This is a genomic window from Streptomyces sp. NBC_00631, assembly GCF_045206895.1.
In the GTDB taxonomy this organism is placed as follows: Bacteria; Actinomycetota; Actinomycetes; order Streptomycetales; family Streptomycetaceae; genus Streptomyces.
This window is the reverse complement of the sequence record NZ_CP107734.1, coordinates 129045-143118: the sequence shown is the minus strand read 5'-3', so window position 1 is coordinate 143118 and position 14074 is coordinate 129045. Positions and strand designations below refer to the sequence as shown.

Sequence of the window (14074 nt, the reverse complement as noted above, 5' to 3'; positions counted from 1 at the left end):
CCCCACGGGAGCGTGAAAATCCCCCACCTCGGCGACTTCCACGTCCCTCCCCGCGCCCTGGCGATCACGGCCCTCGCGGTGCCCGTCGGCGCCGCCGCGGCGCTGGTGGCCGTAGGACTGCTCAAGCTCATCGCGCTCATCACCAACCTGAGCTTCCTCGGACGGCTCGGCTTCGGCGCGGCAGTGCCGGGCGACACCGCCCACCGGTGGCTGCTGCTGGTCATGCCGGTCGTCGGCGGCCTGCTGATCGGGCTGATGGCCCGGTACGGCGCGGAAAAGATACGCGGCCACGGCATGCCGGAGGCGATCGAGTCGATCCTGGTCGGCGGCAGCCGCGTGCAGCCGCGGGTCGCGGTGCTCAAGCCCACGTCGGCTGCCATCTCCATAGGAACCGGCGGCCCGTTCGGCGCCGAGGGCCCGATCATCACGACGGGCGGAGCGGTCGGCTCCCTCCTCGCCCCACTGCTGCGCGTCACCACCGACGAACGCAAGGCGCTGCTCGTCGCCGGCTCCGCGGCCGGCATGGCCGCCACCTTCAACGTGCCCCTGGCCTGCATCCTGCTGGCCGTCGAACTCCTCCTGTTCGAATGGCGACCCCGTTCCTACCTGCCGGTCGCCGTCGCCGCCGTCACCGCCACACTCGTCCGCAGCCCGCTCCCGGGCACCGACCCGTTGTTCGGCGGCGCCCACGTCCCCGCCCACATCGCCCCCACCGCCATGCGCTGTCCATCGTCGCCGGCCTGCTCGCGCTGGCCGCCACCGCGCTCGTCTACCTCTCCGAAGACCTCTTCACCAAGCTGCCCATCGACTGGATGTGGTGGCCCGCCATCGGGGGAGCGATCATCGGCGTCCGCGGCCTGATCGAACCCCGCGCCCTCGGCGTCGGCTACTACGTCATCGGCCAGCTCCTCACCGGCCGGGCCACCGTGGGCCTCATCCTCGGCATCCTCGTCCTCAAGACCCTCATCTGGGGCCTCTCCCTCGGCTCGGGCACCTCCGGCGGCGTCCTCGCCCCCATGTTCATGGTCGGCGGCGCCCTCGGAGCCGCCGAGAGCCTGGTCTTCCCCCACGTCAGCCCGGCTTCTGGGCCGTGGTCTCGCTCGCCGGAGTCCTGGGCGGCGTCATGCGCTCCCCGCTCACCGGCATCGTGTTCTGCCTCGAACTCACCCACGAGGTCAACGCCTTGGTACCCATGGTGATCACCGCCTCCGCGGCGTATCTGCTGTCCGTCACCCTCCTCAAGAGGTCGGTGCTGACCGAGAAGCTCGCCCGGCGTGGCCCGCACCTAACCCGCGAGTAACTCCGTCGACCCGCTCGAAGTCCACCTCGTCCGACAACTGGAGACACCGATAGCGGTCAGCTTCCACGCGGACGACACCGCGGGCGCGGCCACCGCCGTGCTGCGCACCGCGCATGAGGTAGCGGACCCGGAACGCCTGCTGGCCCAGCGTCTCCACCCCGTCCTCGACGAGCACGACCACCTCGTCGGCGTGGTCACCCGCGCTCAACTGCTCCACGCCGCCCCCTCCGACCCCACGCCGCTGGTCCAACTGGCTGCGCCCGCGGTCACCGCGCACCCAGACGAGACCCTGCGGACCCTGGCCAACCGCATGGCCCAGCACGGCGTCACCCGCCTGCTCACTGTCGGCCGCGACCTGCAGCCCACGGTCGAGGGCATCGTCAGCCTCCGCGACCTCCTGCAGGCCCGCCTCATCGACCTCCACGAAGAACACCACGCCGAGCGCATACTGACCCTGCGAGCACGACGCACCGCCGCCGCGACACCGGGATGACGCACGCCGGTCGCACCGACGCGTGCACCGGGCAGCCGGCTCTTCTGGTGGCGGGGCCGGCTCCGCGCCTGCCACCCGGGGCTGCTCCTCGTCATCGATTCGGCACGATGTACGCCCGTTTGGTCGTCGACCCAACCGTCTGCTGGCACATGTAAGTCCGGGGTGTCCCCGCCGTACGGTCGGGTCCAGGGGCGGCATCGCGACGGGGTCTGAAGCGGTACGTAGCCGGACGGCGGTCTCTGCCGCCGTTCCGCCCCTGGTCCGCCAGGGGCGCTTCAACAGGTGGATAGGGCCGCGCACCCTGCGGGACGGTTCGCCCGTGGATCACCTCGCCGGGCGGATGCGGGGCGTCGCGTTCGCGCGAGCCGCCAGCACGAGGCTCCGGCGGAAAGCGCTCACAAGCCGGCCGCGGCGCCAAAGTACGCAGCCCTCAGGGCCCGGGAGCGATCCGCATAGCCCGTGATACGGGTGACCAGGCCGTCCACGACGTCGAAAACCTGGTACACCGTGCCGCCTGAAACAGCCGTGTGCGTCGCGCCGCGAATCTGCAGTCCGAGAACCACGGCCCCCGGGTAGGTGAAGGTCTCGTCGACCGTCATCCGCTGCGCGCGGGCGTACAGGCGCGCGCAGCGTCCGAGGACACGAGAACGGCCACGGCAACTCCCAGCACTCCTGCCGGGATGCCCCCAGCACACGTTCGGGTGCAGGACCTCGGCCAGGACCTGCCAGTTTGCAGTGTTCAGCGCTCCGCGCAAGTGAGCAGCGACGACGCTGAGGCCGGGCCCGTGCCTGGGTGACATGTGTTCTCTCCCGACTCACGGAATCACTTAACAAACTAAACTATGCGATAGTGCAATGATTTTCTGGCTGTCTGGATCCGGCTCCTCCGTGCAGCTATTTCGTAGAGGCGCTCGTCTGCCGGTCTCCGATCAGCCTCGGATCGAGTCGCGGTCCGACGAGCCCGGCCGTCGTCGACGAACTCGATGCGGCAGAGGCCGACAGCAGCGGGTAGCCGAGGAGACCGCTCACTACCTCGCCGAGCGGCAGCCGGTCATGGATCAACCCGCGCTGGTCGGCCTCGACGATGCCGAGGCCGCCTACGGTGACCACTACATCAAGGAAACGAGCCGGCGCCGGAAGCGCCCATCGGACGCCCTCTGTCACCCTGATCCCGCGGGATCAGGACCGTCGCCTGGCGCGGTTGCGGATCCCACCAGCAGAGAGACGCTGAAGAAAAGGATCGACACCTCCAAACGGGGACCCACCCAGGAGGCTTCATGTACAGCAAAGCCACCGTCGCAGGGCACCCCATCCACCCCATGCTGATCGGCTTCCCCGTCTCCTCCTACACGGGAACCCTCGTGGGCTTCGCCATGTACGCGGCTACCGGGGACCAGTTCTGGCTCAACCTGGCGATCGCACTGAACGTCGTGGGCGTCGGCAGCGCGCTGCTCGCCGCGGTCCCCGGCCTCGTCGACTGGGCCTTCGGCATCCCGCGCGGCTCTGCCGCCAAGACCGTCGGTCTGGCCCACGCCAGCCTCAATGTCACCGCGCTCGTGCTGTTCGCGGTCAGCCTGGGGACGTACGTCACGCACTGGAACGGCCCGGCCACCGGGACCACCCTCGGGCTCGCGCTCACCTCGGCCGGTGTCGCCTGCACCATCGCCGCCGGCTTCCTCGGCTGGATGCTGGTTCAGGACTACCACATCGGCATCCGTCTCACCCCGACGCAGGAACGGGACGAACTCGCGGTGCAGAACGTGCATCGGATCGGTGCTCACAGGAGTCACGCAGTCTGAGTTCCAGCGCGGCTCTGCAGCCGTGGACACGGAACGTGAAATGCCACCGGATCGGCTTCCGAGGGCAGGGGATCTCCGTGGGCGATCAACACGGATGACCGAGTATAGGTGTCGCCGTCACTTGAGGAGATGGGTGCTGCTTCGCTGTGTTCAATGATGGCGCCAGCAGGACGCGACGGCCAAGATCAGGTAACCACACTGGAACGCGCAGGCGACCTGGCCCAGCACGTGGCCAAGCTGGCCCGTATGCGGTATCCGGAGCGGGCCGTACCGCGGGATCTGCGCCGCACGGTTCTGGACATGGGCCAGCTCGCGCGGGCGCAGGAAGCCGAAGTGATCCTCACCCATCACGTCAAGGCTGCACTCCAGTTGGAGCAGGACGACGACCGCATGGATGGACCTTCCGGTCGGCTGAGATCACGTTCTCGGCGAGCTGCAGGTCGGTGTCCAGGAGCGCGGTGGTGGCCAGGCCGTCACTGATCGCATGCAGCTCCTCGTGATACGTCGCCCGCATCGCGTCCTCACCCTCCAGTCGTGTGTTCACCGGCCTCCGCTCCGCCGCCAGACTCGCACACTGGCGGGCAACGGACGTCCCAGCATCGCTGTGACCAGCACTTGTCTGACATTCCGAGGCCCTGCCACGCCGCTAATCAGGATGGCGCGCGAGCTTACCGGTGCTGCCGTTCCCGTGACAGCCCGGCGATGACAGCGCCCCGGTGCAGCACGTCGCGGAGCATGGCAGGGGTCAGGGTCCGGGTGGACATGTTGCGCTGGCTGGGGTGGTATCCGCCGACCAGATGCACCTGCCGTTCATCGGCTGCGTGGGTGAGGAGGGCTTCGACACCATGTCCGAAGGCAGGGCGGGGGCGGGGCAGCTGCCAGCCTGCGCTCGTGAGCACGGGGAGCAGTGCCTGCCAGGCGAAGCCGCCGAGTACCACGATGACCCGCAGGGTCGGTCGCAAGAGTTCCAGTTCGCGGGCCAGCCACGGGCGGCAGGTGTCGCGCTCGGTGGTGGTGGGCCGGTTGTCGGGCGGTGCGCAGTGCACCGGGACCGTTATCCGCACCCCGTACAGTTCCAGCCCGTCGCCCCGGTGGGTGGCGGTCGGCTGGGAGGCCAGCCCGATGTCGTAGAGGGCGGCGTACAGCGCGTCGCCTGACGGGTCGCCGGTGAAGATGCGCCCGGTGCGGTTGCCGCCGTGTGCGGCCGGTGCCAGACCGACGATCGCCAGCGGTGCGTCCGGCGGGCCGAATCCGGGTACGGGACGCGCCCAGTACTCCCAGTCCCGAAACGCCCTGCGCTTGACGCGCGCGGCCTCCTCCCGCCAGGCCACCAGCCGGGGGCACGCCCGGCAGGTGGCCACCGCCGCGTCCAGTTCGCTCGGGGAGCTCACCCTGGGAGCCGTCCGAGCGGGAAAGTCGTGTGATTCGGGCAGGGGACGTTTGCTGGGCACATCGTGCTCCTCGTCAATACGCCGTACCGGACGCCGTCGCTCTGCACCGGGGCGGCGGTCGTGGTGGGTGACCCGCCAGGATCCCGATGGGTTCGCATGAGCTGGCCCGATAAAATAGGTGAGTCGGAACCATCCGCTTCGCAGCAGGGCACGGAGCTGTCCACCCAATCAAGGCCGGAGCGGCCGACCGATCTGGAAGGGCACCATTATGGCCAAACAGATCACCTATCGCAGAGTCTACGAGGAGACCGCGCCGAAGGACGGCAAGCGCGTGCTGGTCGACCGGGTCTGGCCCCGGGGCATGCGCAAGGAGGACGCACACCTGGACGAGTGGCTGCGTGATGTCGCCCCGTCCAGCGAACTGCGTAAGTGGTACGGACATGAGCCCAGCCGCTTCACCGAGTTCCGCCACCGCTACCTGGCGGAGTTGCGCGACGCCGGGCACCGCGAGGCGGCCGAACATCTGCGTGACCTTGCTGCGCACGACAAGGTCATGCTGCTGACCGCCACCAAGGACGTGGACCACAGCCAGGCCGCTGTCCTCGCCGAGTGGCTGGCCAAGTAAGACCCGGTGACCAACACGGGAGAAACCGGGAGTGGCGGTCACCGTCGTTTGCGCGAACTCATCCTTGCCCAGGCCGCGATCGGTTTTGCCCGGCGGCTCCGCCGCAGCGTGCCGGCATCGTGTGCCGCCCGCAGACGTGAAGAGGGAAGGCAATGCGAACGAACATCATCCGGCGCGAGAGCATGATGGTGAGCTACGACGTGGTCAACGGCTGGAGCGTTGTCGAGGTCGACGGTGAGGTGGACACCCACACCGCCCCTATGATCCGGGAAGGAGTGATCAAGCTCCTCGACGAGGGCCACCGCCACTTCGTCCTGGACCTGAGCTTCGTCCCCTTCATGGACTCGATGGGGCTGGGCGTGATCGTAGCGATCACCAAACGCATCCGTGAACATGAAGGCTCGCTGCGTATCGCGTCCGTCTCCGGCCGGACACTCAGGCTCTTCGACCTCAGCGGCATGCGCGAGAGCTACGAGATCTACCCCTCAACAACGGAAGCGACACAGTCCACACCTTCACCTGGCAGCCTGAAACACTGGCCCCACCAGTCAACCTGAGGAACGCTCACGGGAACGGCCTGCTTCCCTCTCCCGTAGCGTTTGCCGAGCCTCGTCCGGCTTGAAGCATCGCACCCTGGTTTGAGGCATCGCGCCGGCGAGGGATGGCGAGAGGTTCGGCAACCGCGGTGGGCTCACGGGTGCGGCTCGGGTTCGGCACATCGTCGGGTCGGGTCGCCGGTGAAGATCCGCTCGGTGCCGTTGCCCGCCGCGTGCGGCTGGTGCCAGACCGGCGATCATCGGCGGTGCCCCCCGCCGGGCCGCAACCGGGCACCGGCCGTGCCCCAGCAAGGTGCTGGCCGAAGGCAGAGGTAACTCGGCGCCAGCCCTGCCTACAGCGGATCACGTTGCCTCGTTGCCGGCCGAAGCACCGGGTTACTCTCCGGCCGTGCCGATGATGCGGTAGCCCGGATCGCTGATGACCAAGGACCGGTCGCGGAGGTGGGCCTGGCCGGTCAGGCGAAGGAGTTGTCCGGCGGCAAGGTCCGGGTGGGCGTCGTGGAATTCCAGGGTGAGGCTGCCAGTGCTGTCGGTGAGGGTGCCGAGCAGGACACGGTGGTCGCCGCGTTCCTCGTCCGTGATGCTGTGCAGCCGCCCGTCCACCGTGACCAAGTGGCCGGGTTCCACGGCGGCGATGGTGGTGGCGTCGGGCTCGGGGCGAGGGGCGTTGTGCTCGGTCAGCGGCTCCGGCGGCTGGCCGACGACCCGGTCCCGGAGGTGTTCGTAGCCACGTGTCAGGCGTTCCTCCGGCGGGCGGGGGAACCGCTGCCGGATGCGGGCCTGCACGTCGTAGGGCACGATCGTGGCCACGGTGTGGGGGATGCGGTTGATGACATGGGCGAGGTGGTCGGCGGTGCGGTCGTGCAGCAGCCGCCCGAGCAGCGGCGCGTAGCTGCGCCGCGGCAGCAGTACGGTGACCTCGGTGTTCTCGCGGCCCTCGCCGGCTTCCAGGATGAACTGCGCGGCGGCGTGGACCAGGCGGCGGTCGGGGCAGTCCACGATTTTCAGCGGCACGGCGATGCCCAGGTCGTCCCAGCGGGTGCGCAGGTGCTGGGCGTGGGCGGCGTCCAGCATGAAGTGGACCGCCTCGGCCTCGCTCAGGCGCAGGGTGTGCGCGTAGCGCAGGGCTTCCAGCATGGCCAGGTCCACGTTGTTCACCAGGACGTACACGTGGTGGTAGGAGTACGTGGCCTGTTCAACGGGGGTGCCGCGCACTTCGTTGAGGATGGCCGCCTCTTGCCGGTATTCGCGGTTGACGCGGATCAGTACCGCGACCAGCAGGGGAAAGACGACCACGACCAGCCAGGCGCCCTCGGTGAACTTGGCGACGGCGAAGATCAGCACGACGAGTGTGGACAGCACGCCCGCGGAGCAGTTGACGGCCAGCCGTCGGCGCCATCCCGGTTCGCGGTGGGAGAGGTGATGCTTGGTCATGCCGTAGCCGGCCATGGCGAACCCGGTGAACACACCGATGGCGTAGAAGGGCACCAGGGCGTTGACGGTGCCGCCGGTAGCAGCCAGCAGAGCCACCGCCAGCACGGTGAGTGAAACGATGCCGTTGGAGAACACCAGCCGGTGTCCGCGCTTGGTCAGCTGGCGGGGCAGGAAGCGGTCCTCGGCGACGAAGCTGGCCAGGAACGGGAATCCGTTGAAGCTGGTGTTGGCACCCGTGTAGAGGATCAGTGCCGTGGCGGCCTGTACCAGCGCGTACAGCACGTGGCCCGCCGTGCCGTGTCCGAACACCGCCTGGGTTTCCTGGGAGAGCACGGACGGGTATCCGGCCAGGTAGGGGGTGGCATGGGTGAAATGCGCCAGCAGCGAGACGCCGGCGACCAGGAAGCCGAGTGTGCAGGCCATGACGGTCAGGACGGTGCGGGCGTTGCGGCCTTGAGGTTTGCGGAGCGCGGAGACGGTGTTGGAGATGGCCTCCACCCCGGTCAGTGAGGACCCGCCGTTGGCGAAGGAGCGCAGAAGCACCAGTACCGTCGCGCCCTCCACCAGACCCGAACCGTGGTGGACAGCGACGGTGCCGGGCAGGTGGGCCGGGTCGTAGACCGGCAGGCCGACGGCGAAGTGTTTGATGACGCCGGTGATGATCACGAGGCCGACGAGGACGGAGAACAGGTAGGTGGGCAGTGCGAAGGGGCCTCCGGCCTCCCTCAGCCCGCGCAGGTTCGCCAGACACAGGATGACGACCACCCCGATGGTGATCTCCAGGCTGTAGGGGCCGAACTCCGGGAGTGCCGAGACCACCGCGACCGTACCCGCCGATGCCTGGACGGCTACGGTCACCACGTAGTCGATCAGCAGCGCGGCCGCGGCGATCTGGGCGATCTTCGGTCCGAAGTTGTCCCGTGTCACGGCGTACGAGCCGCCGGCGCGGGTGTAGACGGTCACCACCTGCCGGTAGGAGGCGGTCACCAGCACCAGGATGACCAGGACCGCCCCGGTGATCGGCAGCACGAGAGTGAACGCCGCCGCCCCCGCGTAGGGCAGCAGCGCGAGCAGCATCTCCTCCGGACCATAGGCGGAAGAGGAGATCGCGTCGGGTGAGAGCACGCCAAGCGCGACCTTCTTGGACAGCCGCTCGTTCCGCAACTGCTCCGTGATCAGCGGTCGGCCCAGGAACACCCGCTTGAGCGCGTAGCCCACCGACTCCGGCAGTCCCGGTCGCACCGATTCACGAGCCTCAGCCACGCCTGCCCTCCCTGTCCGGCTCAGAAGCTCCGGCTACGACCGCAGCGGGGTGCCCTGCCTCGCCCGCCTGGGCCGTGACCTTCATCCAGGCTGAAGGACGCCCTGCCACATTCGTTGCCGCTACCGGCCTGGCGCCGGCCTTTGTGCTGCCACCGGCCCGCGTGCTGGAAGACACGATGATCACCCGCATCAGCGCGGGTACCTCCGTCAGCCGGAACGGCACCCCCGTGCCGTTCCGAGGGAGTACGGGATCGCGACCGGTCTGCGACGACTCTCCGCGAGAGAGCTGACGGCGCGATGTCGCCTGGTACATCTGCCGGATCCTGATGTCGGTCTCGTACCTGGGTAGAGCAGACCGCAGACGGCGAGGTGGGCGACAAGGGCCGGGGCTGGTCGGCCAGGGGGTCGCAGAACTGCCGCGCCAATGCTGCCTTGCGGGTAATGCTCCTCCACGACCGTTGAATCATCCGGTGGCCTCTACAGGACCGGTGTTCGCCCTGTCGATCGTGGGCCTGCGGGCGCCGGGTGTATATCCGCTTATCCCGGTTCCTCGCGAACCTGGATACTGAACTTCGATGCGAGGGGGGTGGCTTCAGCGAGTTCATCCCACACGGATTCCTTGAGGTCGCCGTCGATACACAGGCTGAACGTTGTGTGACCTGCACCGCCGGGACGCAAGACCCAGACGAGGCTGATGCCCTCGGCCAATCATCCGAGCGCTCGCCATGCCTCCTGCGCCTCCTCGCCAGACTGAGCACTGATCTGTACGTACGCTTCATGAGTTCATGCTCGTCGTGTGAACGCGCAGCGGCGGCGTCCTCACAGCGAAATGCGAGTAGATCACTCAGACGCTGTACGGCCAGGCCGGTATTCGGAAGCAATCGGCCGTCACCTGGCTGCAACGGACGAACAGCCCCGCGACGCCGGACTCGAAGTAGCGGTTCGTGACATGGCGCTTCGGCATGTGGCACCTCGTGATGGAGCCCTGGCGGACGGAGTGTCGGGTGCCAGCGGCTGGCGGCATGAAGCGGTCCGGTGCGGCTCTGCATCATCAGATACCTGGATGACCAGGGCGAAGTCCTCATCGAGGACGAGGCGTACGGCGGTGACGAACGCGCAGGTCACAGGGTCTAGGGTTCGGGAGGACCCGCCCGAAGCGACGGGACCGGGCACCGGCCGGGGGCCATCACACTCCCCGCCCGGCGCCCGGAGCGTATGGGGATCGACTATTGCCCGGTCTCATCCGCGCGGCGATGGCCACACGACGCAGAAGGGGAACAGGGGCCGCCAGCATGCGAGCCCCTTCAACGCTACCTGTCGTCACGTGCAGCAATCCGGGCTTGAGCAGGTCAGCGGAAGGGGGCGGCTGGTCAGCGACGGAGCGGTTGCTGGCGGGCCAGGAAGACGGCCAACTGTCTGCGGGCCACGAACAAAGCCGTATCCAGTCGGCGGGCGGCATCGGCACTGTTACCGGACGCCACCTCCCGTCGCAGCGTCTCGCATCGTTCGACCAGCTCCCGTAGTAGCGAAGGATGCGCCCTGATCACGGTGGCCGCCTCCTGCCCCCGCCCGTGTGGACCATCCCCCTTCACCCATGCGGTGACAGCCGCCGGAACCCGCTGCATCCCGACAGCCAGGCGCCTGGCTGGCGCCGTTGCCTTCCCCGCCCGGCGCCTGAGCGTACGGGCCGTACGGTGTTTGGGGGCGTGATGAGAGAGTCGTGAAGTGGGTGCGGACAGCCGGGTCCCAGATGGCGGGGCGCTGGGAGAGCGGCCGTGGGCGATCGCCGCCACGGTCGGCGGGGCGGCGTCCGCCCGGAGCGTTCACTGGCTGAGCATCACGTCGGGTGGGGGCGGAAGAGCTTCGTATGCCTTGAGTACCTGCAGGGCCACTGTGGACGGGTGGCCGCCGGCCACCCACCGATAGCGGGCCACCAGTATCAGGTCGTCGATGCTGTCGCGTACGTACCCATCCACGCTGCTGGGAACGTCGGCGCGTTCACGCAGCACCACCTCGCCCGGCTCGTCGTCCTGCGCGATCTGGCGGTAATCCCCGGTGTCGGGACAACCCGAGAATTCATACACCCAGTGCCCCATGCCTGACCTCCTGAGCGATCAACAATCAACCCTGCCTGATCAGCGCGCAAGAATCTCGCCCGTTCACGGTCCGCAGGACGGCCGAACGGGCGCTGCCTCCGTACGGCGCAAACCTGCTGTCGTCGGCGGTGCTGACGACCACGCTCGACCTGGTGGACCCATGCACACATCCGCCGCCTGCTGATCACCCATGGGCAAGTCGGAAAGGCGCACCGCTGCGAGGAGACCGTCGTCGTGGGAATGCCAGCTGTAACCGAGTGCGAGGTCGAGAACTGCGCCTACAACCGTGACCGCGCCTGCCATGCTCTGGCCATCACCGTCGGCGACACGGCCGACGTAGTTGTCCGGCACGTCCAGCACCTGTGCGACGAGCACGCGCACCTGCTGCCGCACATCGAAACACTGCGCACCACCGCCGACACGGTGGGTCAAACCACGCCAGACGCGCTCGGCGCCGCGCTCGCTGATCTCCAGAGGTTCCTGGCCGATCACCTCATAGTCCACGCTGAAATCGAAGAACGAGTGCTCTACCCGGCGGTCGCCCGAGTACTGGGTGCCACCGAAGCAACCGCAACGATGTCCAAGGACCACGTGGAGATCGGTCGGCTGGCACGCGAGCTAGGGACACCGAGCGAGACAGCGGACGGCCTCAGCGAAGAACGGCACCTACGACGCGTCCTCTACGACCTGCCCACTGGTCAAGGTGCACTTCGCGAAAGAAGGGGAGATCTACCTGCCGCTACTTGAGAAGCGGCTTCCCGCACAGGCAGCGGAAGAGCTGCTCGCCGAGTTGACGCAATCCCGCCAGCAAGGCCCCGAGCCGGCCGACCCGGACCCCCACAGCCCGGACCCCAGTAGCTGAGTGCCGCAGAAGGCAGGAGGCGGCGCCGTTCGTAGTCCAGCATCTGCCGCGCCACGTTCCGGCTGGGCTCGGCGGCGTCAGTGACGCTCCCAGGAGTCGTCTTCGCAGAGCGCAGCGGCTGTTCGAGCAGTGCCGAGAGACCGACGAAGAAGGCGGCGTCGTCCTCGACCTGACGGTCGATGGACGGAGTCTGCTGCGCGTGCCCGTTCTCGTCCCGGCGGCCAGGCTCCCAACCGGCTCCCGCCAGACATCGGCGATAAAATGTCCGAGTCGGGCACGCGGTGTATTGCAGCAGCAGTCGACCGGTTCCGTGGTCAGGCTGACCGATCGGCTTATAGGTGCCGACATGGCAACCACTGGACCGGCCAAGCCCATGGCGCCACAGCCACGGATTTTGATCGTCGGTGGCGGGCACGGCGGCATGCACGTCGCGTTGAGACTCCGGCGGCTGCTGGTGTGCCCGGTTCCACGTCCGTACTCATCGTGCTTCATCAGCGGGGTACGGTCTCTCGCATCGCATGCAGGGCGAGCGTGGAGTGGGCGTACGCGCCACCGGCGCGCATCTCGGCCGCGACCCAGATGGCCTCCATGATCTCTTCCGGGCTGTTGCCCTTGCGCTGCGCGAGACGAGTGTGCCCCTGAATGCAGTATGGGCACTGTGTGACGTGGGCGACGGCCACGGCGATCAGTTGCTTGGTCTTCTCCGGCAGCGCTCCCTCGGCGAACACGGCATGGCTGAAGTTCTCGAACGCCTCGTTGACGGCCGGGGCGAGTTGGGCGCGGCGGGCGCCGATCTCCGGTGTGGCCGGATGGTAGACGGACTCGGTCATGGGTGCCTCCAGTTACACGACGATGCGCAGGGGTTGTTCGAGTAGTGCCTTGAGGTCGGCGAGGAAGGCGGCGCCGGTGGCGCCGTCCAGGACCCGGTGGTCGATGGACAGGGTCAGCGCTATCACGGTGCCTGCGGTGACTTCGCTGTCGCGGACGACGGGTTCGGGGTGGGCAGCGCCGACGGCGAGGATCGCGGCCTGCGGCGGGTTGATGAGGGCGGTGAAGTGGTCGATGCCGTAGGGGCCGAGGTTGCTGACGGTGAAGGTGCCGCCCGTCAGTTCGTCGAGAGTGAGGTGTCCGGAGCGGGCTTTGCCAGCGAGGGCGCGTGCTTCGCGGGCGATGTCCGTGAGGGTCTTGCGGTCGGCGTCGTGGATGACGGGGACGGTCAGGCCGTCGTCGAGGGCGACGGCGATCCCGATGTGGATACGGCGGTGGCGCAGGATGCGGGTGTCGTCCCAGGAGGCGTTCATCTCCGGGTGGTCCCGCAGCGCGGTGGCGCATGCCTTGATGATCAGGTCGTTGACGCTGACGCGCGGGCCCTGATCGCCGAGGCGCGTGTTGAGGTCGGCGCGGAAGGCGAGCAGCGGCTCGGCATCGACGGTGACGGTGAGGTAGAAGTGCGGGGCTTGCTGGGCGCTTTGGGCCAGCCGCTCAGCCGTGAGCCGCCGCACTGTGCTGAGTGGGATTTCCTCGACGTCGTCCCCCGCGGCGGTGTCGATGCTCTGCTCGCCGGCCAGGCGGTTGGCCAGTTGAGCACCGCGTGCGAACTTTTGCGGGGTGAGGCCACGCGCCGGCCTGAGCGGGGCCTCCTCAGTGCCCTCCACAGCCGCCGGTTGCACGGACGGCTGTTCGTGAGGACCCGCAGGGGCAGGTGGTGGTGCCCCCGGGGTGGTTTGCTCGCCTCGGTTGATGGCCGCGTCGATGTCGGCGCGCACGATCCGGCCGCCGGGTCCGCTGCCGGTGAGGGTGGTGATGTCGATGCCGTGCTCGCGGGCCAGGCGGCGGGCCAGCGGGGAGGTCGGGACCCTGGTGGGCACGGCTGGAACTGGCGCTTGCGGGGCTGTGGCTTGGAGGGCGGCCGCGTGCTGGGACGGTTGTGGAGGCGGGGCCGGCGGTGCTGAGGTGTCGGCTGGTTGCGGCTGCGCGGATGCGGCGGCTGGTTCTGGCGGGGGTGTGGTGGTGGGTTCGCCGATGACCGCGACCGGGGTGCCGATGGGCACGGTGGTGCCTTCGGCTACGAGGGTGCGAGTGAGCGGGCCTTCGTCGTATGCCTCCAGCTCCATGACGGCCTTGTCGGTTTCGATCTCGGCGATGACGTCGCCCTTGTGGATCTGCTCGCCCTCGTGCTTGAGCCAGTGGCTGAGGGTGCCTTCCTCCATGGTGTCGGAGAGCCGGGGCATGAGGATCTCGGGCATGAACGGGT

The 14074-nt window shown here is 68.4% G+C and carries 14 protein-coding genes and 2 pseudogenes; 8 read left to right on the top strand and 8 right to left on the bottom strand.

Going from position 1 to position 14074, the window contains the following annotated elements; all coding sequences use genetic code 11:
- The first annotated feature begins 12 nt into the window (after nt 1–12).
- The 3 genes and pseudogenes from OHB00_RS00735 to OHB00_RS00725 all read left to right on the top strand — a co-directional run bounded on the left by OHB00_RS00735 (nt 13) and on the right by OHB00_RS00725 (nt 1793).
- A complete protein-coding gene (locus OHB00_RS00735; protein WP_406430195.1) occupies nt 13–861 on the top strand; it encodes a chloride channel protein in 849 nt (282 codons plus the stop codon).
- A pseudogene (locus OHB00_RS00730) lies at nt 750–1300 on the top strand (chloride channel protein). The gene OHB00_RS00735 and the pseudogene OHB00_RS00730 overlap by 112 nt, the downstream one beginning before the upstream one ends.
- Nucleotides 1301–1337: 37 nt before the next feature.
- Nucleotides 1338–1793 (top strand): CBS domain-containing protein, encoded by a 456-nt coding sequence (locus tag OHB00_RS00725; RefSeq protein ID WP_406445549.1) that lies wholly within the window; start codon nt 1338–1340, stop codon nt 1791–1793.
- A gap of 395 nt (nt 1794–2188) precedes the next feature.
- Here OHB00_RS00725 and OHB00_RS00720 read toward each other — a convergent pair whose 3' ends face one another.
- Together OHB00_RS00720 and OHB00_RS00715 are read right to left on the bottom strand one after the other, a co-directional pair.
- Nucleotides 2189–2593: a nuclear transport factor 2 family protein gene (locus OHB00_RS00720; RefSeq protein WP_406430193.1), complete on the bottom strand. Its 405-nt coding sequence runs from the start codon at nt 2591–2593 to the stop codon at nt 2189–2191.
- Nucleotides 2594–2687: 94 nt separating this feature from the next.
- The gene (locus OHB00_RS00715) at nt 2688–2903 is read right to left on the bottom strand and encodes a hypothetical protein (RefSeq protein ID WP_406430191.1); all 216 of its coding nucleotides are present in this window, start codon (nt 2901–2903) and stop codon (nt 2688–2690) included.
- A 167-nt stretch (nt 2904–3070) separates the two neighbouring features.
- Between OHB00_RS00715 and OHB00_RS00710 the strand changes: the two genes are divergently transcribed.
- Both OHB00_RS00710 and OHB00_RS00705 read left to right on the top strand, forming a co-directional pair.
- Nucleotides 3071–3592 carry a DUF2231 domain-containing protein gene (locus OHB00_RS00710; protein ID WP_406430189.1) on the top strand — a complete coding sequence of 174 codons (522 nt, stop codon included), beginning with the start codon at nt 3071–3073 and terminating at the stop codon, nt 3590–3592.
- A 126-nt stretch (nt 3593–3718) separates the two neighbouring features.
- Nucleotides 3719–3988, top strand: a pseudogene (locus OHB00_RS00705) (phosphate transport system regulatory protein PhoU); the annotation flags it as partial.
- Here OHB00_RS00705 and OHB00_RS00700 read toward each other — a convergent pair.
- Both OHB00_RS00700 and OHB00_RS00695 read right to left on the bottom strand, forming a co-directional pair.
- On the bottom strand, nt 3945–4136 hold the full coding sequence (locus tag OHB00_RS00700) for a hypothetical protein (protein ID WP_406446348.1): 192 nt from the start codon (nt 4134–4136) through the stop codon (nt 3945–3947). The pseudogene OHB00_RS00705 and the gene OHB00_RS00700 overlap by 44 nt on opposite strands.
- Nucleotides 4137–4260: 124 nt before the next feature.
- Nucleotides 4261–5043 carry a uracil-DNA glycosylase gene (locus tag OHB00_RS00695; RefSeq protein WP_406430187.1) on the bottom strand — a complete coding sequence of 261 codons (783 nt, stop codon included), beginning with the start codon at nt 5041–5043 and terminating at the stop codon, nt 4261–4263.
- Nucleotides 5044–5251: 208 nt separating this feature from the next.
- Between OHB00_RS00695 and OHB00_RS00690 the strand changes: the two genes are divergently transcribed.
- Entirely contained in the window at nt 5252–5608 is a 357-nt protein-coding gene (locus OHB00_RS00690) for a DUF488 domain-containing protein (RefSeq protein WP_406430185.1), read from the top strand.
- Between the two features lie 152 nt (nt 5609–5760).
- Nucleotides 5761–6165, top strand: coding sequence for an STAS domain-containing protein (locus OHB00_RS00685; protein WP_406430183.1), 405 nt, complete (start codon nt 5761–5763; stop codon nt 6163–6165).
- A gap of 375 nt (nt 6166–6540) precedes the next feature.
- On the opposite strand, the gene OHB00_RS00680 is transcribed toward OHB00_RS00685, so the two are convergent.
- The gene (locus OHB00_RS00680) at nt 6541–8862 is read right to left on the bottom strand and encodes an APC family permease (RefSeq protein WP_406430181.1); all 2322 of its coding nucleotides are present in this window, start codon (nt 8860–8862) and stop codon (nt 6541–6543) included.
- 1823 nt (nt 8863–10685) lie between these two features.
- Entirely contained in the window at nt 10686–10958 is a 273-nt protein-coding gene (locus OHB00_RS00675; protein WP_406430179.1) for a hypothetical protein, read from the bottom strand.
- A gap of 240 nt (nt 10959–11198) precedes the next feature.
- Here OHB00_RS00675 and OHB00_RS00670 point away from each other — a divergent pair, with 240 nt between their 5' ends.
- A complete protein-coding gene (locus tag OHB00_RS00670; protein WP_406445547.1) occupies nt 11199–11705 on the top strand; it encodes a hemerythrin domain-containing protein in 507 nt (168 codons plus the stop codon).
- 606 nt (nt 11706–12311) lie between these two features.
- Here OHB00_RS00670 and OHB00_RS00665 read toward each other — a convergent pair.
- Both OHB00_RS00665 and OHB00_RS00660 read right to left on the bottom strand, forming a co-directional pair.
- A complete protein-coding gene (locus OHB00_RS00665; RefSeq protein ID WP_406430177.1) occupies nt 12312–12650 on the bottom strand; it encodes a carboxymuconolactone decarboxylase family protein in 339 nt (112 codons plus the stop codon).
- A 12-nt stretch (nt 12651–12662) separates the two neighbouring features.
- Nucleotides 12663–14066: a dihydrolipoamide acetyltransferase family protein gene (locus OHB00_RS00660; protein WP_406430175.1), complete on the bottom strand. Its 1404-nt coding sequence runs from the start codon at nt 14064–14066 to the stop codon at nt 12663–12665.
- Between the last annotated feature and the right edge of the window lie 8 nt (nt 14067–14074).

What these genes read in the sequence shown, in the direction of transcription:
- OHB00_RS00720 (WP_406430193.1), bottom strand. Translation starts at nt 2,593, where the DNA reads ATGTCACCCAGGCACGGGCCCGGCCTCAGCGTCGTCGCTGCTCACTTG.
- OHB00_RS00710 (WP_406430189.1), top strand. Translation starts at nt 3,071, where the DNA reads ATGTACAGCAAAGCCACCGTCGCAGGGCACCCCATCCACCCCATGCTG.
- OHB00_RS00690 (WP_406430185.1), top strand. Translation starts at nt 5,252, where the DNA reads ATGGCCAAACAGATCACCTATCGCAGAGTCTACGAGGAGACCGCGCCG.
- OHB00_RS00685 (WP_406430183.1), top strand. Translation starts at nt 5,761, where the DNA reads ATGCGAACGAACATCATCCGGCGCGAGAGCATGATGGTGAGCTACGAC.
- OHB00_RS00675 (WP_406430179.1), bottom strand. Translation starts at nt 10,958, where the DNA reads ATGGGGCACTGGGTGTATGAATTCTCGGGTTGTCCCGACACCGGGGAT.
- OHB00_RS00670 (WP_406445547.1), top strand. Translation starts at nt 11,199, where the DNA reads ATGCCAGCTGTAACCGAGTGCGAGGTCGAGAACTGCGCCTACAACCGT.
- OHB00_RS00665 (WP_406430177.1), bottom strand. Translation starts at nt 12,650, where the DNA reads ATGACCGAGTCCGTCTACCATCCGGCCACACCGGAGATCGGCGCCCGC.
- OHB00_RS00660 (WP_406430175.1), bottom strand. Translation starts at nt 14,066, where the DNA reads ATGCCCGAGATCCTCATGCCCCGGCTCTCCGACACCATGGAGGAAGGC.